Annotated in this window: 21 protein-coding genes and 2 pseudogenes; 3 read left to right on the top strand and 20 right to left on the bottom strand. The window is 63.0% G+C overall.

All coding sequences use genetic code 11. The features are described from left to right. Positions 1–137: 137 nt before the first annotated feature. From HGEM_RS02135 to HGEM_RS02100, 8 genes and pseudogenes are all read right to left on the bottom strand, one after another. Positions 138–905, bottom strand: coding sequence for a carboxymuconolactone decarboxylase family protein (locus tag HGEM_RS02135; protein WP_019127759.1), 768 nt, complete (start codon positions 903–905; stop codon positions 138–140). Between the two features lie 104 nt (positions 906–1,009). After that, positions 1,010–1,441 (bottom strand): cupin domain-containing protein, encoded by a 432-nt coding sequence (locus HGEM_RS02130; RefSeq protein WP_019127758.1) that lies wholly within the window; start codon positions 1,439–1,441, stop codon positions 1,010–1,012. Positions 1,442–1,576: 135 nt separating this feature from the next. Then, positions 1,577–2,047 (bottom strand): annotated as a pseudogene (locus HGEM_RS10425) (aldo/keto reductase). 602 nt (positions 2,048–2,649) lie between these two features. Beyond that, on the bottom strand, positions 2,650–3,147 hold the full coding sequence (locus HGEM_RS02120) for a YaiI/YqxD family protein (RefSeq protein ID WP_019127755.1): 498 nt from the start codon (positions 3,145–3,147) through the stop codon (positions 2,650–2,652). 117 nt (positions 3,148–3,264) lie between these two features. Further along, positions 3,265–4,140 carry a class I SAM-dependent methyltransferase gene (locus tag HGEM_RS02115; RefSeq protein ID WP_019127754.1) on the bottom strand — a complete coding sequence of 292 codons (876 nt, stop codon included), beginning with the start codon at positions 4,138–4,140 and terminating at the stop codon, positions 3,265–3,267. A gap of 59 nt (positions 4,141–4,199) precedes the next feature. Next, complete coding sequence (locus HGEM_RS02110) at positions 4,200–4,544, bottom strand: hypothetical protein (RefSeq protein ID WP_019127753.1); 345 nt, start codon at positions 4,542–4,544, stop codon at positions 4,200–4,202. A 3-nt stretch (positions 4,545–4,547) separates the two neighbouring features. Further along, a complete protein-coding gene (locus tag HGEM_RS02105) occupies positions 4,548–5,045 on the bottom strand; it encodes a helix-turn-helix transcriptional regulator (protein WP_051008425.1) in 498 nt (165 codons plus the stop codon). A 132-nt stretch (positions 5,046–5,177) separates the two neighbouring features. After that, positions 5,178–5,579: a winged helix-turn-helix transcriptional regulator gene (locus tag HGEM_RS02100; protein WP_019127751.1), complete on the bottom strand. Its 402-nt coding sequence runs from the start codon at positions 5,577–5,579 to the stop codon at positions 5,178–5,180. A gap of 130 nt (positions 5,580–5,709) precedes the next feature. Between HGEM_RS02100 and HGEM_RS02095 the strand changes: the two genes are divergently transcribed. Next, entirely contained in the window at positions 5,710–6,276 is a 567-nt protein-coding gene (locus tag HGEM_RS02095; protein ID WP_019127750.1) for a flavin reductase family protein, read from the top strand. 430 nt (positions 6,277–6,706) lie between these two features. On the opposite strand, the gene HGEM_RS02090 is transcribed toward HGEM_RS02095, so the two are convergent. The 3 genes from HGEM_RS02090 to HGEM_RS02080 form a co-directional block, all read right to left on the bottom strand. Beyond that, positions 6,707–7,219, bottom strand: a complete 513-nt coding sequence (locus tag HGEM_RS02090; protein WP_154646793.1) for a hypothetical protein — start codon at positions 7,217–7,219, stop codon at positions 6,707–6,709. A 117-nt stretch (positions 7,220–7,336) separates the two neighbouring features. After that, positions 7,337–8,323: a GNAT family N-acetyltransferase gene (locus tag HGEM_RS10420; RefSeq protein ID WP_019127747.1), complete on the bottom strand. Its 987-nt coding sequence runs from the start codon at positions 8,321–8,323 to the stop codon at positions 7,337–7,339. A 156-nt stretch (positions 8,324–8,479) separates the two neighbouring features. Then, positions 8,480–9,595: a winged helix DNA-binding domain-containing protein gene (locus tag HGEM_RS02080; RefSeq protein WP_019127746.1), complete on the bottom strand. Its 1,116-nt coding sequence runs from the start codon at positions 9,593–9,595 to the stop codon at positions 8,480–8,482. A gap of 87 nt (positions 9,596–9,682) precedes the next feature. Here HGEM_RS02080 and HGEM_RS02075 point away from each other — a divergent pair, with 87 nt between their 5' ends. Further along, the gene (locus HGEM_RS02075) at positions 9,683–10,207 is read left to right on the top strand and encodes an AAA family ATPase (protein WP_019127745.1); all 525 of its coding nucleotides are present in this window, start codon (positions 9,683–9,685) and stop codon (positions 10,205–10,207) included. Positions 10,208–10,264: 57 nt separating this feature from the next. Here the strand turns inward: HGEM_RS02075 and HGEM_RS10570 are convergent, their stop codons facing one another. From HGEM_RS10570 to HGEM_RS09635, 6 genes and pseudogenes are all read right to left on the bottom strand, one after another. Then, entirely contained in the window at positions 10,265–10,396 is a 132-nt protein-coding gene (locus HGEM_RS10570) for a hypothetical protein (RefSeq protein ID WP_019127744.1), read from the bottom strand. A gap of 40 nt (positions 10,397–10,436) precedes the next feature. After that, a pseudogene (locus HGEM_RS10415) lies at positions 10,437–10,559 on the bottom strand (macro domain-containing protein); the annotation flags it as partial. Positions 10,560–10,635: 76 nt separating this feature from the next. Continuing rightward, positions 10,636–11,214: a GNAT family N-acetyltransferase gene (locus tag HGEM_RS02070; RefSeq protein ID WP_019127743.1), complete on the bottom strand. Its 579-nt coding sequence runs from the start codon at positions 11,212–11,214 to the stop codon at positions 10,636–10,638. Continuing rightward, a complete protein-coding gene (locus tag HGEM_RS02065) occupies positions 11,207–11,653 on the bottom strand; it encodes an Rrf2 family transcriptional regulator (protein WP_019127742.1) in 447 nt (148 codons plus the stop codon). Before HGEM_RS02065 ends, HGEM_RS02070 begins: the two co-directional genes overlap by 8 nt. Positions 11,654–12,082: 429 nt before the next feature. Further along, positions 12,083–13,351, bottom strand: coding sequence for a uracil-xanthine permease family protein (locus tag HGEM_RS02060; RefSeq protein ID WP_019127741.1), 1,269 nt, complete (start codon positions 13,349–13,351; stop codon positions 12,083–12,085). 12 nt (positions 13,352–13,363) lie between these two features. Then, on the bottom strand, positions 13,364–13,735 hold the full coding sequence (locus tag HGEM_RS09635) for a cysteine-rich small domain-containing protein (RefSeq protein WP_019127740.1): 372 nt from the start codon (positions 13,733–13,735) through the stop codon (positions 13,364–13,366). Between the two features lie 356 nt (positions 13,736–14,091). Here HGEM_RS09635 and HGEM_RS02050 point away from each other — a divergent pair, with 356 nt between their 5' ends. Further along, a complete protein-coding gene (locus tag HGEM_RS02050) occupies positions 14,092–14,688 on the top strand; it encodes a helix-turn-helix domain-containing protein (protein ID WP_019127739.1) in 597 nt (198 codons plus the stop codon). Positions 14,689–15,058: 370 nt separating this feature from the next. Here the strand turns inward: HGEM_RS02050 and HGEM_RS02045 are convergent, their stop codons facing one another. Genes HGEM_RS02045 through HGEM_RS02035 form a run of 3 tightly spaced genes read right to left on the bottom strand, consistent with a single transcriptional unit; the run spans position 15,059 to position 18,377 of the window. Continuing rightward, positions 15,059–16,249, bottom strand: a complete 1,191-nt coding sequence (locus HGEM_RS02045) for an ABC transporter permease (RefSeq protein WP_019127738.1) — start codon at positions 16,247–16,249, stop codon at positions 15,059–15,061. Continuing rightward, positions 16,236–17,432, bottom strand: coding sequence for an ABC transporter permease (locus tag HGEM_RS02040; RefSeq protein ID WP_019127737.1), 1,197 nt, complete (start codon positions 17,430–17,432; stop codon positions 16,236–16,238). Before HGEM_RS02040 ends, HGEM_RS02045 begins: the two co-directional genes overlap by 14 nt. Before the next feature lie 9 nt (positions 17,433–17,441). Continuing rightward, a complete protein-coding gene (locus tag HGEM_RS02035) occupies positions 17,442–18,377 on the bottom strand; it encodes an ABC transporter ATP-binding protein (protein ID WP_019127736.1) in 936 nt (311 codons plus the stop codon). Between the last annotated feature and the right edge of the window lie 140 nt (positions 18,378–18,517).

Genomic DNA, 18,517 nt, shown 5'->3' with positions numbered 1-18,517 from the left:
ACGATAGTCGCCCGGCAACGCCTTCAGTGTCCGGATCTCGCCCAAAAACAAGCGGCGCGTCCAGAATGCCCGTGAATCGTGGACACCCGGTATTCACGCGTCATGAATCGTAGACACCCGGTGTCTACGATTCATCGCTATGCGCTGAGCTGCTCGGCTGCCTTGTCCACGCAAGCAAGTGCGTTCAGGCTGCGCGGATAGCCGATATAGGGAACGCATTGCGAGACCACGCGGTAAAGGAAATCCTTGTCGTTGCCGAGGTTCATATTACCCATGGCATGGCTCGTGAGCTGAGGCTCGCAGCCGCCCTGCGCCGCGATGAAGCAGAAGGTGATCATCTCGCGGTCGCGGTCGCTCAGGCCGTTGCGCGTGTAGTAGTCGCCGAAGCAGTTGTCGGCGAGCCACTTGTTGATATGAGCGCGCTCAGCGGGACCATGGAGCCAGGTCTCGCGCATACCCTCGCCAAAGTAATCGACCTGCACCTGGTTTCCTGCGGTGAGGCGCGTCTCGAACGTGGTGGTTGCCTGGCCCTCAAGGGGCAACTCGATGCCGCGCTCCTCGAGCACTTCATTCACCGCGCGGATGAACGGGAGGGTGCGGCCGATGCCGAGGTACACCGTGCCCTGGTAGACGACTTCCTTGACCTCGACGGGCGTCACGCCGAAGTTGAGAGCACCCGCCACCATGACTCGGAACTCATCGACGCCCTGGCAACCCATGAGCGCGGCGAGAATGGCGAGGAAGCGCACGCGATCGGGCAGCTTAGCCGCCTCCTCGTTGACCACCTCGTCAAAGGCGAACGTATTGAATCGCTCGGCGAACTCCGGATCGGTGGTCGCGAACGAGCCCGTGGCGCCGGGATTCATGCGCTCAAGGTAGGCCGCGGCAGCATCTGACTGTGCCATATATGTCTCCTATTCCCTGCTTCAACGAACGGTCAGATGGGAGGCACTCTCTTGCGTCAAAATGGACCCGTCCCATTTTGACCGTTCGGTATATCCGCTTCGTGCTAGGCGAGCTTGCCGTATTGCTCGTCATCGACGGGCTCGAGCCATTCATTAGACTGCTCGTCGCACCCCTTGACCGGCATGGCGATGGCAATGTGCGTGAACCAAGAATCCTTGGCGGCGCCGTGCCAGTGTTTCACCTCGGGCTGAATGTCCACGACGTCGCCCGCATGAAGCTCTTGCGCGGGCTGGCCCCATTCCTGGTACCAACCGCGCCCGCCGGTGCAGACGAGCACCTGGCGCTCGCCGTGATGCACGTGCCAGTTGTTGCGGCAACCGGGCTCGAAGGTCACATTGGCCACACCGCCGGCGAGCGGCGCGAGGAAACTGTTGCCGATGAAGTACTGCGCGAACGCAGTGTTGGGCTCGCCCAGCGGGAATGCGCTCGACGCCCCGAGACTCTCACGTGCCTGCTGCTCAAGATCGAAATCCATTGGAGCCCCTTTCACTCAACTGCTAGTTGCCGAGGACATCGTAGCCCTTGAAGCCGGCTCCAAGTCAAGATGATGTCGCAGGCGCCGTGCACGAGGCCGACGAACCCTATGCCGCGCCTGCACACGCTCCGGACCCTATGCCCGCGCGTGGCCACCGAAAACGGCAAGGTCCATGCCATCGAGCGCCGCATCGATGCGCGCGACCTCCTCGGCCGTAAGCGTCACCTGGGCGGTTCCAAGGTTTTCCCGCAGGCGCTCGGGCTTGCGGCTGCCCGGAATAGGGATGATGCACGTCTTCTTGCAGAGCATCCACACGAGCGAGATCTGAGCCATCGTCGCGTTCCTTTCGCGCGCAAGATCGCCGATGAGCCCCAGCACCGCGCGATCCTTCTCATAGCCCTCAGGCGTGTACTAAGGCATGCCGTCACGATAGTCCTGCGCACCCTCGAACTTCGTCTTCGGACTATACGCGCCGGTCAAAAAGCCGTTCGCCATGGGGCTGAACGCCACGAGCGCCACATTGAGCTCCTCGAGCACGGGAAAGAGCGGCTCGTGCCAGCGCGCGAGCATGGAGTAGCGGTTCTGGACGGCAGCGGGCGTATCCATCGCGTCGCCGCTTGCATGAGTGAGCCCCATGCAACCGAGCCCCAGTGGAGACACCTCGATACCGCTTTTGCCAAGCACGCGCTTCTTCACGTCTACCATGTATGACCTCCTTGTTCGGCAACGGAATCGGTTTTCATTGTCCGGCGGAAAAATGGCGGCGCACACCGCATTCTGGGCATGTTGGCATGCACCGCGCGCATAGCAGGGCGGCCACGCTCCTTTGTGCATCGCCTTTCTCTCCGGTAAGAAAGCTCGAGCCTCGAGACGGAAGGTTTTTTACCGATGGGCCGAGCAGACCGAGCTTCTGGTTCGACACGGCCCGCTTTTTGCTGGCTCGCGCAAGGTATCTACTCGGAGGGTCGCGAAAAACCTTCCGACTCGAGCATCGAACATCCCGCGCGGCACACCGAGGGGCTCATTATTATGAACGGCATTCGCAGCATGGCCACGATGACCATCGCGCTTGCAGGCATCGCCTCGTTCATTGGAGCGGGCGGCCTGGGCGTTGCCATCTACCGCGGCATAACCACCAACGTGAGACAGATGTGCCGGGTTAAACTGTCTCATGCTGTCTGGAGACAACTTAACCTGGCACATCTGTCTCATTCAACGCTGCCGTCTACCTGCAGCAGCCTGCGTAGGTTGTCGCGGAAGCGCTCGCGATCCTCATCGGTGAAGGCAGCGGGTCCCTTGGTGCGGCCCCCTGCGCGCCGCACTTTCTTTTCCTCGTGCCGAATAAACAGCTGCATGTCGATGGTCTCTTTGCGGTAAACGTGTCCGCGCACGCCGATTGCCGCTGCGCCGCGCCCAAGCGCCATGCTCGCCAAGCCAATGTCCTGCGTGACCACGATGTCACCCGGCTCCAGGCGCTCCGCGATGGCAAAATCCGCCGCGTCGGCTCCCACGCCAACGGCAAGCGTCTCCACCCAGAAGCCCCCGTTGGCCTCCATCGGCGAGCGCGGGTCGTCGGAGCGCACGTGCCGTTCAAGATTCTGCGTGGTGTTTCCCGCGACGACCACGGGCGCGTGCGACTTTCGTGCCAGCGCAAGGGCATCGCGCGTGACCGGGCAGGCGTCAGCATCGATGAACAAGGTGGCCATGAACCCTCGCATTCGGAACGGCGGCTTCGGGCGGTAATCGAATACCCGGTGCTAGAGTACCATGCCGTGCAACAAGGCCGCCGGTCAAAGCGGCCCCAGCGCCCACTCCGCCCTATCTCATTGGACAGGAACGATACAGTCGTAGCGAACGCTCTTGCCTGCAAGGGAGTAGCTCGGCTTGATTCCGGCGAGATACGGCCCCTTGACCGGACGCTTGACGACCACCTTACGCGGATGAGCCGCCAAAGCCGCGCGCATGAGCGCCTCCTGGTCGTCGCACGGATGCTCGAGGTAGTGGATGAGCTGGAATTTCTTCTTTACTGCCGCACTCTTTCTCCGTTCGGGAAACATAGGGTCGAGATAGATCACATCGGGCGCCGGATCGATCGCCGGCATGGCTTCGACGCTATCGGCACCCGCGAGATGCATGCGTGACGCGGCATCGGCAAGCTGCGGATGCTCCCGCGCGCGGCGCAGGCTATCGGCCAGGAGTGCGGCGATGATCGGGTCACGCTCGAAAAGCATCACCTCGAAGCCGGCCGCAGCGAGCAGCAGCGCATCTTCGCCCAAGCCCGCCGTCGCGTCGACAGCACGCAGAGGGCTTTCGCCCACCTGAGCGCCCTTGATGCGCGCGGCACGAACCAGCAGTTCGCGATTGAGCCGCCCGGCCTTGAGGCGCGGGAGCATCGCGGCCAGATCCGCGCGCATGCTCAGCCCACCACGCTGCAGGGACACGCCATCCGCATCAAAGCGAACGACGAGATCGGACGGGTCGAGAACACGCTCATCGCAGAGCGGCACCGCGCCGATTGTAGTGCCCAAACGCTCGGCAGCATCCTCATCGGCACCGGGGAGCACCAAGATGCGAACGAGCGACAGGGCAGTATCCGCGGGATCCGCCGGTGCAGACGCATGGGCACTCCGCCCCGCAAACGCCTGCGCGCCATCGCAACCATGCAGCGATGTTCGCCGAAAGCTATCTCGCTCGTCCATTTCTCCCCCTTTCGCCTTGGCAACTCAGCATACCGCACCGTCTGCGGCGTGGCCCGCTCTTATTCCTCGATCCCCGCTATGCGCTCGAGCCGCATGGCAACCAACCGCGCGCCCTGCCCGGAGCCCATCGTTCTCACCAGCACCCATTCGTCATCGACATCTTCTACCACGCCCTCGATCTGAGAGCTGTTCGCAACGAAGTGCACTTCGCCAAGCAAAAGCCGGCAGCGGGCGCCTTTGCGCGCACGCAGTTCCGCCGCGAGCCCCGCGGACCTGCGCGCCTCGGCATCGGGGTGCGTCGCCTTACGGAGGTCGCGCTTCGTGGGCATCGAGAGCACGAGGTAGATGACAAAGCCAAAGATGAGAATCGCCATCGTATAGCCAAAGGGAATGAAGCTATCCATGTGCTACGCCTCCCTTGCGGGTCCATGCGGCGCGCGCGAGCCGCCGGCGAGGCGCTCCCCGATCGCTATCGAACACACGTCGTTGAGGTCGATGAGGCGAATCACGCGCTCGCTTTCCACGCGCGGCGAACCGAACCGCGCGCGCTTGACCGTGCAGGACACGCGCAGCCACGCCGAGCTCACATCGAGCAGCTCTACATCTTGCTGCACCCCATCAACAAGTTCCAGCGTCGCAGCCCGCCCCATGAGGCCCCTAAGCACGTGCAGGTCGCGCGGGGCATCATGCGCCCCCGTACTCACGACATCGACCTCGTCGGACACGAGGTCATCGAGCGTCACGCCGTAGAGTCGCGCAAGCTCAGCAGCCTTGTCGAGCGCTGGAGACCCCTGGCCGAGCTCCCAATTGCTTACTGTCTGCCGCGTTACCCCGATGGTTGCGGCGACCTCCTGCTGGCTCATTCCCGAACGCCGCCGCAATAGCGCCAGTTTATCGTGAATCATCGCTCTCCCCTGCCCGAGCCTGCCTGCTCCCCTATTGTCGCTAATGGCACGAGCCTTGCCTAGCAAATCGCTTTGGCGCATGCGCAAATCGAGTTGGCACGGCACCTGACGGCCTGCCTGACCGCATAGCGCCTAGGAGGCCTCCGTATGAGACGGCTCGGCCTTCTTCCAGTCCCGGTGCTTGCTGCCCCAGGTGCACATGGCATCGAGTACCTCCATGAGCGACGCCCCGCGCTCGGTAAGGCCGTACTCGACCTTGGGCGGAATCTGCGGGTACGCCTCGCGCCACACCAGGCCGTCGGCTTCGAGCTCCTTGAGGGCGCGGCTGAGCGTTTTGTCCGAAACCGTCTTGAGGTAACGACGCAGCTCGTTGAAGCGCACCGGCTGGAATTCCATCAGGCAATACAGGATCACCATCTTGTACTTGCCCTGGATGAGGGAGAGCGTATACGAGAAGCCCGTCTGCTCGAAGTCCGCGTCCTCAATACACGCCCATGCATCGCGGCACGCTCTCTCTCCTACGCACTTCTCCATATCCCGCCCTTTACTATCCGCATGGTAAGTACCTGTCATAAGTTTCGGTACTTGCTTTGATTTGTGTTCAAGCGTATCACAGAAGCAGCGGTAGTTACGCCGCCGCCAATCCCTAGTGAACGGAGGAACCATGAAGAAGGACCTGGGCGTACAGCCTGCGATTTACCCTATGCCGGTGCTTATGATCGCCACCTACAATGACGACGACAGCGTCGATGTCATGAACATGGCGTGGGGCGGCATCTGCGCGCGCGACATGGTGGCGCTCAACATCAGCCGCGGGCACAAGACCGCCAAGAACATCGAGCAGCGCGGTGCATTCACGCTGAGCATCGCGGACGTGGCCCATCTGGACGAAAGCGACTACTTTGGCATCGCGAGCGGAAACAAGGTGGCCGATAAGTTTGAGCGCACGGGCATGACCGCCACCAAGAGCGCCCGCGTGGACGCGCCGGTGGTGGACCAGTATCCCATCACGCTCGAATGCAGCGTGGTCGAGATGCAGGAGCAACCCTACGGCCTGCGCGTGTTGGGCAAAATCGAAAATGTGCTGGCCGACGAGGCAGTGCTCGACGAAGAGGGTAAAGTCGACCCCGCAAAACTCGGCGCGTTCGCCTTTGACCAGTTCCAGAGCGGATATTACGCCCTGGGCGAGAAGGTTGGCCAGGCCTGGGACAGCGGCAAGCGGCTCGTGTAGGAAGCTATGCCGGCGAGGCGCTGCCATTGCTAGGACGTACATCACGAGGACGTATTGCGTCGCCCTGATGCGCTTTTTCACAGCAGGCCCCATTTTTCTGGCAGTTATTTCAGATATGCGCGATTGACTTGCGTAGCTGTCGCTGTAAAACACCGAGACATCCACAGAACGATGATAAAACCGCAGGAAAGCGACACTCGAAACTGACAGCTTGGTCCATTCTTGCGCCTTAGCGCCACTTCGCACGCCCGTCAATCGCGCATATCTGAAATAACTGCCAGAAAGAGCCCGAGCATCGAGAAAAAACATTGGCTTTGCCACAACGCATCGTTGATTTCCAGCGTCTTCCCATGCGAAGGGGCGAGAATCACAGCGCGTTCCTTTGACCTATCGTGCGCATTGTGACAGCAAAACTTCGCACAACCATGCCCTATGCGTTCTTTGGCGCTTTGCCGCCGGCCGAAGCTCCTGCATCCCGTTCGCGACGCTTGCGCGCGACCGCATCTCCGACCGCCTTGCCGCCGGCAGCCGCAAGCTTGCCTCCTGCCGTAGCTGCCGCCGCAATTCCTTTGCCCGCAGCTCGGGCCGCCTTTTCTGCCACTACGGGAGCTTCCCACGCCGCTGTCTTCGCGATCTTTCCCGCCTCTTTTTTGGCGGCGCTGCCAAGCTTTTCTGCAGCAGCATCAAGCTTGCGCTCCACCTTGGTCGGCTTCCGGCCTGAATAGGTGCGCTGCCCCTTGCTCGCCAGCGCCACCCCGCAAGCAATGACCGCCACGCCGGGACCAGGCAGTACGCACAGCGGGACACCAATGGCTGCCACAGCAATGCCTGCAATCATTTGAGAGATCCCCTTTGCTTTCTCTCGCTTCGGCTGCGAGTGATGCCCTTTTCTTGTTTGCGGATTCGTTGCCTCGTTGCCGTCGGGCATGCCTTTGGTCTGCACGGAAACTCCCTTTGCGTTCGTATCTTAGCAGCGCTTTTTCCCGAAGGTGTGCAGGTTATACACCACTTGCACTCAACCACGAACAAAGCGCCCCGTTGGTCGAGCGCCTCGCGAGCCTCACGCATCCGCCCGCTTCATGTAAAGCAGCGGAAACGGATCGCCTTGCGTGTCGGTATCCGTTCTTCGATAAGTCACGAAGCCCATATGCTCGTAAAACCCTATGGCCTGCGGATTTTGCTCGTTGACCGAGAGCTCAGTAACGCCGAGAAGCTCTGTTGCGCGCTCAAGCAGCAGCCGGCCGACGCCCGAACCCCGCGCATCGTCCGCAACGAAGAGCATCTCGAGAAACGCGCCGTCGGTTCCGGCAAATCCCACCGGCGCACCGCCCCGGCGCGCCACAAGCAGATGAGGAACCTCCGCTATGGCCTGCGGGACCATGCCACGCAAGCGCTGAATGTCCGCCTCGGCCAGAAAGGCGTGCGTCGCACGGACAGACCCTTCCCATATGTCGAGCAACCGGGCGACGAGCTCACTCGACGGGCGCTGTTCCTCCCCAACGGTTATGCCCCGGCGCTCGAGCGCAAGCAGCGCCCGCTTGCGCCAGAGGCCGCCGGCATATCCTGTGAGCGAGCCATCCGCCCCCGTCACGCGATGACACGGCACGATGAGCGAGGCAGGATTCCTGCCCACCGCCGCGCCAACCGCGCGGGCAGAAGTTGGCGTACCGCGACGCTCTTTGATGCTCTGGGCAAGCTTGCCGTACGTTGTCGTCTCGCCATACGGGATGCGCTGCAATGCCTCCCAGACCATTCGTTGGAACGGCGTACCAAGAAGTTCAAGCCGAAGCAACTCGCCAGCCGGCGGCCTCGGCCCCGGGCCAGCGGGCGCACCCGCGCACTCCTTCGGCATTTCACCTGCAAAATATGACTCAAGCCATGCTTGCGCGAGCTCGAAAACCGGCAACTCTGGAGCATCCGCCGCATCGGCTGGCAAACCCGCACCGCAATACGCCTGCCCCACGAACCACAAACCCGTGAGCGCCGCGCCGTCGCTTGCCAAGAGCATGTCGCCCAGCGGCGACGGGCACACCGTCTTGAACTGCATATACGCCTCCCTTGTCGCCATCAGTCTACCTCGATAGATAGATCGGCACTCCGAACGAGCACCGCCTATGCAACGCATCTGGAAGAATGCAAGCCGGTCGAGAACTATCATCCAGCCGATAAAGCTTACCCAGCGCATCCGAAAGCGCCGCGGCCGTTAGCCCTCAGATGAGCCGCGAAGCGCACTGGGCAGCGTATTGAGGTTAAACGGCTTTGGCGCGGGAAGGTCCGCCTCGGTTTGAAAGCCCACCACGATGCGCCTCCCCGCAAAAAGCCTGCGCCCACGCGCAGCGATTGCATCGCGCGCCGTTTGAGAAAGCGGGCGGAATTCCGTGATGGACAGGCGCTTGCCCACAAGCTTCCAGCGCGCGCAGGCGCGGCCGCGATAGAGCACGATGGGAAACACGATGCCCGCCCTGTTGGTGATGTGGGGCAGATCCTCGGTGCGAGCAAACCGGGATCGGTTGCGGTATCCCAGCACGAGCTGGTCAAAGCCCGCCAAGTACACGCATCCGGGCACACGCGCCTCGGGATCGAGGTCTCCAAGATAGAAGAGCTCGATGCCGTCGCATGTCACCCTGCGCAGCGACAACCCGGCGCGGCACACGAGCCCCGCCACCTCGCTCGATGGATACCCAAGAAACGCCGCGCAGTCCGCTATGGTCGCCGGGCCAAAATGCTCGAAGTATCGACGGACGAACATCGCTCGTGCCTCGTCTCGAGGCATCCATACGGGCTCCTCGGGAGGGAGCGTGAAGCGCTTGGACGTGCCCGCCTCGTACACGAGCATGCCGCGGTCGCACATCTCCTTAAGCAAGCCGCCCCATCCGTTGAAGATGCGCGGCACGAGCTCCGGGGCCATACCGGCAGCCACGCAGGCCCGCTTGAGCTCCTCGCGTTCTCCCATGCCTGCAGCAGCTCGCTCGAGGATAACATCGGCCCAACGTTCGACCTCGTTCAGCGGGATACCCCAGCCATGCCATGCCTCGATAAGCGAGGCCGTACTGCCGCGCGCCGAGAGATGCAAGCCGAGCTCGCTCGCCGGCACCACATGGATGGTGCCGCGATGCGACCAGATCTTGACAAGCCCCCGGTCCCAGCCGTCCTCGGCGTAGTCTCGCGCCCGAATGCGCAGCGCCTCGCGCGGACCGGTGGCAAACTGGGCCTGCAGGCCGCAGAGGTCCGACACGACCTGGAGCCGGGTGGCGCGCTGCAGCACATGATGCCGAGCTAGGGACTGTGCGAGCAGCTCTTTCTTGGTAAGGCTCGTCATGGGCGCCTCCTCACACGTAAGATATGGCAAGCTTATAGCAGAAGCGGCATGCCGCAATCTGCGAAGGCTCCGCTCGGGAGGAAGCACATGAAGACCTTGTATCTCATCAGCGGCACCATGGGGGTGGGCAAATCGACGGTCGCCCAGCGCCTGCGCGATGCGCTCCCCGCCGCCGTGATGCTTGATGGCGATTGGTGCTGGAGCGCAGACCCCTTCATCGTGACGGACGAAACGCGTACGATGGTGCTCGACAATATCTGCCACGTGCTCGGCAACTTTTTGCGTTGCAGCGCCTATGAGAACGTTGTGTTCTGTTGGGTGATGCACGAGCAGGCGATTATCGATGCGATACGCGCGAACCTTTCTCTTGCGGAAACCGGCTGCCGTGTCGTGAACATATCGCTCACCTGCTCGGAAGCGGCGTTGCGCGAACGGCTGGCACGCGACGTTTCCGCTGGCAAGCGCACAGACGACGTTATTGCACGAAGCGTTGCGCGCCTGCCGCTTTACCCTACCCTAGACAGCACGCTTATCGATACCACCGCGCTCACGCCAGAAGAGGTTGCAGAGAGAATCCTCTCGATCAGCCCCCTGCTTGGTAACAGCGCTTAGGTCCTTGCCGGGAGATTGACCGGGAATTCCAGTGAGAAACTGGCAGGCTCAAATCTACTACGCGCTGAGCAGGTGCCGGTAGATCGCGGCATCCTCGTCGAGGAACACGTTGAAGATGACGCGCAGGCAAGCGCTTGGATGTGCGCCAAGCCACGCGAACGGTTCGCACGGCGATTTGCGCCGCTTCATCGCGCGGGAAACCGAACACGCCCGTGCTGATGCAACAGAACGCAATGCTGCCGAGCCCCTCGCCTGCCGCCGCATCCAGGCAGGCCGTATAGCACCGGGCAAGCTCGTCGCGGTGCCGGTCGCTCGGCCTCCCTCCCGCAATGGGGCCGACCGTATGAATCACGCGCTGCGCGGGCAAGTTGTACGCACGCGTCACCTTGTTTATTTACATCGAATCACACGAGGCTCCGCCACTCGCCTTAGCAAGCAGCCGCCCATGCGTCGCGCGACAAGCACATGCAGTGCTCCACGCGCCGCTCGCCGAGCAAGGGCACGTCGCATTCCGCGCTGCGTTGGTACGCCATGCCCAAGCGCTCCATCACCCGGTGGGAGCGCTCATTTCCCTCGTAATAGCAGGCCCAAATTGCCGAAAGCCCCAGCTCGGTAAAGCCGTATCGAACAAGCTCGCGGGACGCCTCCGTAGCAAGTCCCTTACCCCAGAACGGCACACCGAGCCAATAACCCAGCTCGGCCTCTCCCTCGCCTGCAGCGCTCGACGCCTCCGCCGGCGTAAGGCCAACGCAGCCGACCAAGGCGCCGCCATCTTCAAGAAACGCGGCGAAGCAATGGGGCGCGGACAGCACGTCTCGAATCACCTGCCGGCTCTCGTCAACGCTCGCATGCGGCGCCCAGCCCGCCGGCGGCCCTACCCGCGGATCGCGCGCGAGCTCGAAGAGAGCGGGCGCATCATCGACGTTCCAAGGACGCAGCAGCAAACGCTCACTGCGCAAGACCGTGCAATCATCGCAAGGCGAGGAACTTAGTGCGGGGCTAGGCATGGGAACCCTCCTTTGCAAGCTGAAGTTCGACCTCCGCGTCTAGATCGGCGATCGTCGTCTCGCTCAGCCGCTGTTCGAGCGCATGCTGCGCCGCAGCAACCTCGCCATCGAGCACCGCATGCACGTTGCGCCCCACCGGGCACTCCGGATTGGGGTTGGCATGGAAGCTGAACAGGTCGCCCTGCACGCAATCGACCGCCCGGTACACGTCGAGCAAGGTGATGCGCTCCGCAGGGCGCGCAAGCGTAGCACCGCCCACACCCGCCTCGACCAGTACGATACCCGCCTCCTTGAGCTGCCCGAGCGTCCTTCGAATGACGACCGGATTCACGTTCACGCTCCCCGCGATAAACGCCGAGGTCACTTTCTGCGAGCCCGAAAACCGCGCGATGCACAGCAAGGTATGCACCGCGATGGTGAAGCGGGAAGAGATCTGCATGGCCGTACCTCAGAATTCTGCGAAAAGCTTTGGCGCCGCTGCGGCGTGTCGCGTTGTATACATCAAGTGTACAACACACGGAGCGGTGGTCCGGCGCGGGACGGCTATTTGGAGCGAGGCGCGCGATGCGGAGGGACCAGCCCGCCATTCGGCTCGGAGGGCCGCCGCTCGGCACGGCCAGCCCGCCATTCGGCACAAAACGCGCTAGGGAAACGCTGATTTTATCTTAGGGGCGATCGCGATTTCAGCTTTTGGGCACTTCGGAGCGGAGGGCCAGGGTATCCACGCCGCGGCCGGGAGGGCGCCGGCCGCCTGAGCTGCGCCTTTCCCTTCCCCTCGCCCGCCTGTGCCCGCCCGCCGCGTCGGGAAGCGCCCAAAAGTTGAAACCTCGCGGGACGGACAGCTCCGGTGCCCAATAATCAGCGTTTCCTAGCAGCTCTCCTGGCGCCCGCCCGGCAGAATCAGGTTGAGCAGAATGCCCGCAAGCGCCGAGGTGGCCATGCCGGGAAGCGTGTAGTCGCCGATGGGAATCGAGATGCCCGAGGTCTCCATACCCACGCCTACGATGATGACGACCGATGCGATCATGAGGTTGCGGTTGACGTCGAAATCAACCTTGTTGGAGACGAGCATGCGCAGGCCGTTCGAGGCGATGAGACCAAAGAGCAAGAGGCACACGCCGCCCATGACCGGGCTCGGGATGGACTGGATGAGCGCCGCCAACTTGGGGCAGAAACCGCCGATAACGAGCGCGAAGCCGCCTGCATACCAGAAGATCTGCGTGGAATACACGCGCGTTACGCTCATGACGCCGATGTTCTCGGCATAGGTGGTGGTGGGAGGGCCGCCCAGGAAGCCGGAAATCATGGTGGAGATACCGTCGCCCGCGAGCGAGCGCGGCAGCATCTCGCGGTAATCCTTGCCCACGATCTCGCCCACGGCAAGCAGGTGGCCGATGTGCTCGATCACCACGACGATGGCCACAGGAGCCACGAGCGCAATGGCGCCCACATCGAAGCGCGGAGTGGAGATGTTCGGCAAGCCGATCCACGCGGCCTCGGCCACGGGGGCGAAGTCCACGAGCCCGAGCGGGACCGACACCACATAGCCCACGATGATGGCCAGAAGCACCGGAATGGTGCCGAAGATGCCTCCCATGCTGGAGAACACCACGGCTGCAACGAGCGTGATGGCGGCAACGACGGCTCCCAAGCCATAGAACGCCGATGTTACATCGGGGAGATCCTGCATGAAGGCCATATCGACCGCCGTAGCCGAAAGCCCCACGCCGATGACCACCATCACCGACGCCACGAGCACCGGCGGCAGCAAGCGGTCGATCCAGCCGGTACCAGCAAGCCTAACGATGCCGGCAACCGCCAAAAACACGAGGCCCGCGACCACGACACCGGACATGGCGGCGTCGAGCCCCTGCGTGGCGCCCACGGCGAGAATGGGGCTGATGAAGGCAAAGGAGCTGCCCAGGTAACTGGGGATCTTGTTACCCGTAACCAGCAGATAGCAGATGGTGCCGATACCCGAGCACATGATGGCCACGTTGGGATCGAGCCCCGTGAGCACGGGCACGAGCACCGTCGAGCCGAACATGCTCATCATATGCTGGATGCCTAGCGGGATGGCGCGACCAACCGACACGCGGTCGTCGACGCCGATCACTTCACGTTCATGTGAACTCATGCAAAGCCCCTCTCAGTCGGTGCCATCATTCTCGCATACGGCGCGCCCCCGAGGCGCCTGCCCCGTGCTCTTAGCAAGATTGGAAACACGTTCAAACTGCCGCATGAGGTACTCGTAGTTTTCCACGCGGTGCGGCAGCGTGCACGCGCTGCAATCCTTGATATCTCCGATATAGCTGAAATTGCCCCCGCAGGTGCTGCCCAAGCAGTAGAGCGGGCAGAAGCAGAATAAGCAATTGAGCTGCTCGGCGGGCATATCGTGGCACGGATAGAATTCGCATGCCGTATGGTTGAAGAACTTGTAGTGCTGGGTCGCGGGCCAGTCGCCGGACGCAGCGGGCCGGTCGCCGCGATCGGCGGGTTGCCCGACAGGCAAATCGTCCATGTGCCCTCCTCATGCCATGGCACCCAACATGAGGACGCCCTCGTCTGTGCCATTGTAGCGCGCGTACACCAAACTCGTGAATCGTAGACACCGGGTGTTCGCGAGTCATGCAATCGTAGACACCGGGTGTTCGCGAGTCATGCACCAAATCGAGGTCCGCGGGGTGCCGCATGGTTCGCAGGCACCCGGTTCCCACGAACCATGTGAATCGTAGACACCGGATGTCTACGATTCACGCTCTACGGTCCGTAGGTAGCGCCCGGCCGAATCGGCGTACATAATGAGCGGTGCCGGCACCAATCGAGCGACCGTCATACCTCGATGCACTCCATGACCACACAACGCGAAAGGATGCCATGAGCACCTACATCACTGCAGATACCATCCGAACCCTGCGTGAACAGCAGGGACTCACCCAGCGCGCCCTTGCCGAAGCCGTCGGCGTTACCGACAAAGCGGTTTCCAAATGGGAAAGCGGCCGGGGCCTTCCCGACATCTCGCTCATCGAATCGCTCGCTGCAGCGCTCGGGGTGTCGGTAGCCGAGCTTCTCACGGGCGATGTGCGCCAAAACGCCAACCGCGCCGGCAACATGCTTCGCTCTCGCTTCTACGTTTGCCCTATCTGCGGCAACGTTGTCCATGCCCTTGGCGAAGGATCGTTTTCCTGTTGCGGAAGCCAGCTGATTTCCCAGGAAGCAGAGGAGCCCGACGAGCACCATAACGCCACCGTAACCTACCTCGACGGATCGTGGCATGTGCTGATCGACCACCCCATGACCAAGCAGCACTACATCAGCTTTATCGCCTACGTAACCTCGGGCGTCATCCAGCTCACCAAGCTGTATCCCGAGCAGGAGGCAGAGGTCCGCATCCCCGCAAACGGATCGGGATACCTTTACTTCTTCTGCAACCAGCACGGCCTGTTCCGGATGCGCACCCCGCGCCGCCGCTAGGGAATCGCTGGCTTTGCCATCGAGGGTGAACGGGATTGCAACTTTTGCGCACTTCGCGGCGATGGGCTCGAGTAGCCGCGCCGCGGCCGGGAGGGCGCAGGCCCTCTGAGCTGCACTTTTTCCTCCGCCCCGTTCGCCCGTACCTGCCGTGCGCGCGGGAAAGTGCCCAAAAGTTGAAAACTCGACGGCAGTACGCCCCCGACTCGTCTGCCGGACGCTCCCCGACTCGTCTGCCAGGCGTCTCCGGCGCCCGGCAAACGGCACTTCCCGAGGGAATCGCTGACCATTGCTCTTGGCGCGCCGCGGCGGCGGTCCCTCCGATAAACCCAATTTCCCCATCGCGCATGTTCACGACATGCGGACTTCCCGGCTACGCCCTCGGACGGGCGCGCCCCAAAGCAAGCCCCACTGCCGTGAAGGCGACGGCAAAAAGCAAGGTAACGCCCACATCGGTTCCCATGCGCAAGAGAAGCTCTTCGGTAATCGAGGGAGAGGTCAACGCAGCGGCGACGGCATCGTTTGTCCAGTACGCGGGCGAAAAGAGCGCGGCTGTCTGAACGGCGTCGCCCAAAAGCGCTATAGGCACCCACGCCCCTCCCAAAAACGAGGACACCATGCCCCCAAGATTACCCAGGGCATTGAGCCCTTCCTCACGAAATCCCAGCTGAGAGAGCGTGAAGGCAAGCGCGAGCGGAACAAGGGAAAAGGCGAGCATCGCGCCGAGTGCGAGCGCAATCTGCACTGCGCCCACACCGTTGGCAAGCGCCCCGCTCGAGATGACTCCCACCGCGCTCGTGAGCGCCCAGACGCACAGCACGAGCGCCAGGCATGCTACGAGCACTCCGGCGCTCAAGCGCCACGGGCGCGTGGGCGACACGAGCATGCGCCGGCGAACATCCTGCTCGCTCATCTTGGTGAGCACGAGGCCCACGCAGACCACAACGGAGCACACGATGGTGTACGTGCTGAAACTTAAGTACGCGCCAAGCAGGTACGAAGGCCCTCGCGACGACGAAACCTCGATCACCTCGGTATCGGCTCGCTCGGCGGTCGCAGCGGCAGCAAGCTCCGCAATCCGCGAAACGTCCGCCTCGGGCTCCAGCGCCGCAGCAGCCCCGGCCAGTTGGACCCACTGCACCGCCTGCTGCTCGGCCAGCGCGGACGCCTGCGTGTAGCCACCGTACGCGACCTCGACCTTCGGGAGCTCCTCCCCCGCACGCGCCGCCGCCAAGCAATCCGACCCGAAACCCTCCGGAACGATGACCACCGCGTCAACCGTGTTGGTGGCGAGCGCATCTTGCAGGGCGAACTCATCGTCTGCCACGTCCGAGACGTTATGCATGTCTGCAAGATAGACCTCAAGCGCCTGCGAGAGCGCCGAACCGTCGCGATCGACCACCGCCAAGTTCGCCGGCTCCGCCACATAGGTGGTGCCAGCGGTGTCCACATAGGTAGACCCGCCGGTGAGAAAGATTCCCAGAAGCGAAAGAAACACCACGTAGACGCCCAGATAGATGGGATGCGCCAAGGCGATGCCAAAGACCGATTTACAGATGCGCATAGCGTTGCCTCCTGAACAACGGCGCCGCGAACGCGAAGAACACGACTCCCCAAGCGATGCAGGCCGCAAGGCGCGCGGCGAACGGCGCGAGCGATTCGTAGAAGTACAGGCTGTGGAACAGGTCGCAAACGAGCTTGGTCGGGTTGATCCACGCGGAGACCGGCACCGCGCGAGCGATGGCGTCGGCGAGCTTCATGGTGGGCTCGCCGTAAAGCCCCGCGAAGATGGAAAGGACACAGGTGAGGCCCGTAAGGATGCCCGATCCGGCAGAGGCTCCCCCGTGGAGCGGAAGCGAGCCCACCAGCGAGCCGAGCCCCGCCGCCATGAACGCGCTACCGGCGATGCCAACCAGGCAGAGCACCTCGCGCCCCGCGAAGTCGATGTTCACCACGAAGCGGACATAGCAGAAAGCAATCGTAAGGAACGCGACCGAAAGCAGCCATGATCCTGCGAGCGCGCCGGCAAGTTGCCGGACACGGCTCACCCCGGCGATAGAGCGCCGCGCGGCGGCGGCCGAGGCAGTGGGCCGGATGTTCGCCACGGCAAGCATGGAGAGCTGCGACGCGAAGAGCGCTGCCATGCCCATGAGGGCGTAGTAGTAGCGCACCGTCTCGTCGGGCGTGCCCCGGGTGAGCGACACGCGCTCCGAGCCAGCCTCGAGCGAGAGCGCGCGGGCCACGGCCGCGGGGTCGGCGAGCGCGGCGGGATCGGATGCGGCAACCTCCTCGATCAGTGCCGCCGACTGCACGTAAGAGCTTGCGAGCGTCTCTAGGATTGACCGATTGATGCCGTAGGACCGGCCGCGCTCGCCTTGGTGGGCGTCCGAGGACTCGGGCGCGACCGTAAGGTGCGGAACGCCCGCCTCGTCGACCTCGAACGTGCCGTCTACCTCGCCCTCCTCAAGAAGTGAGCGGGCCTCGGCTGCATCATCTACCTCCCGCACGGCCACAAGCGCGTCGTCACCCGATGCAAGGCTCTCGATGACCTGCGAAAACGTTGATTCTTCCCATGCGCCATCTGCTACAACCGCCACGGGCACGGCGTCGACCGTACCGTCGGTGCGCATGCTCGAGAACATGAACATGAACAGTGTTGCCATGAGGATGGGGAACGCCAGCGCCCACACGATCGCCCCTGGCGTGCGCAGGAGCATTTTGACGGTGGCTTTGAACGTGCTTCTCATGTGAGCCCCCTAATCGCGCAGTTCGCGGCCGGTAAGCTCGAGGAACACGTCGTTCAAGGTGGGTGGCTCGGCCCAAACGCGCCCGGGTACGATGCGCGCCGCCCCCAACACGCCGAGCACATCGACGAGGTTGTGCGGGCTCGCCTCGCAGCGGACCGTAAGCTCTCCATCGGCGAACGCGGCGTCGAGCACATGCGGGAGAGCGCGTAGGCGTTCGAGCACGCGAGCGGGAAGCTCGGAAAGTTCTACCACGATTTTCTCGCCCGTAGATACCATGCGCTTGAGCTCTTCATTGGTGCCCTGCGCCAGCACGCGCCCGCGGTCCATGATCATGATCTGAGAGCAGATCTGCTCGACCTCTTCCATGTAATGGCTGGTATAGACCACCGTTGCTCCCTCGTCGCGCAGGCCCTGGATGCCCGAGAGAATGGCATTGCGACTCTGCGGATCCACGGCGACCGTGGGCTCATCGAAGAAGATGAGCTCGGGCTTATGGGCGATGCCGCAGGCGATGTTAAGGCGGCGCAGCAGGCCACCCGAGAGCTTCTTCGGGCGGAACCGCACGTAATCTCCGAGGTCGACGAACTCGATCGCCTCGTCTACCAACGCCCGGCGGCGGGCGCGGTCGCGCACGTAGAGCGAGCAGAAGAAGTCAATGTTCTCGCGCACGGTGAGCTCCTCGAGCACCGCGACCTGCTGCGGCACCATGCCGATGCGCCGCTTGAGGTCGTAGCGCGTGGGCGCCATGGCCTCCCCGAAGAGCTCGATGGAGCCGCGGTCGTAGGTGAGAAGCTGCAGCATGCAGTTGATGGCCGTGGTCTTGCCGCTGCCGTTGGGGCCGAGCAGGCCGAATATCTCGCCCTGTTTGATGGACAGATCGAAGTGGTCGAGCGCAAGCAAATCTCCGTAGCGCTTGACGAGGCCGGTAACACGAACGATATCCACAGGCTCCTCCTCGTGGTCGGGTGACCGGATGGTCGAATGGTCGGATAGACGAGCGGGCAGTTGATGGACGGGCTGGCAATCTTGCGTGGACGCGACGGCGGGCGTGGGCGGGCGCGGGCGCGGGCGCGCGGGTGCGCACG

Source organism: Enorma massiliensis phI, from assembly GCF_000311845.1.
GTDB classification, from domain to species: Bacteria; Actinomycetota; Coriobacteriia; order Coriobacteriales; family Coriobacteriaceae; genus Enorma; species Enorma massiliensis.
This window is presented reverse-complemented; position numbering and strand designations above follow the sequence as displayed.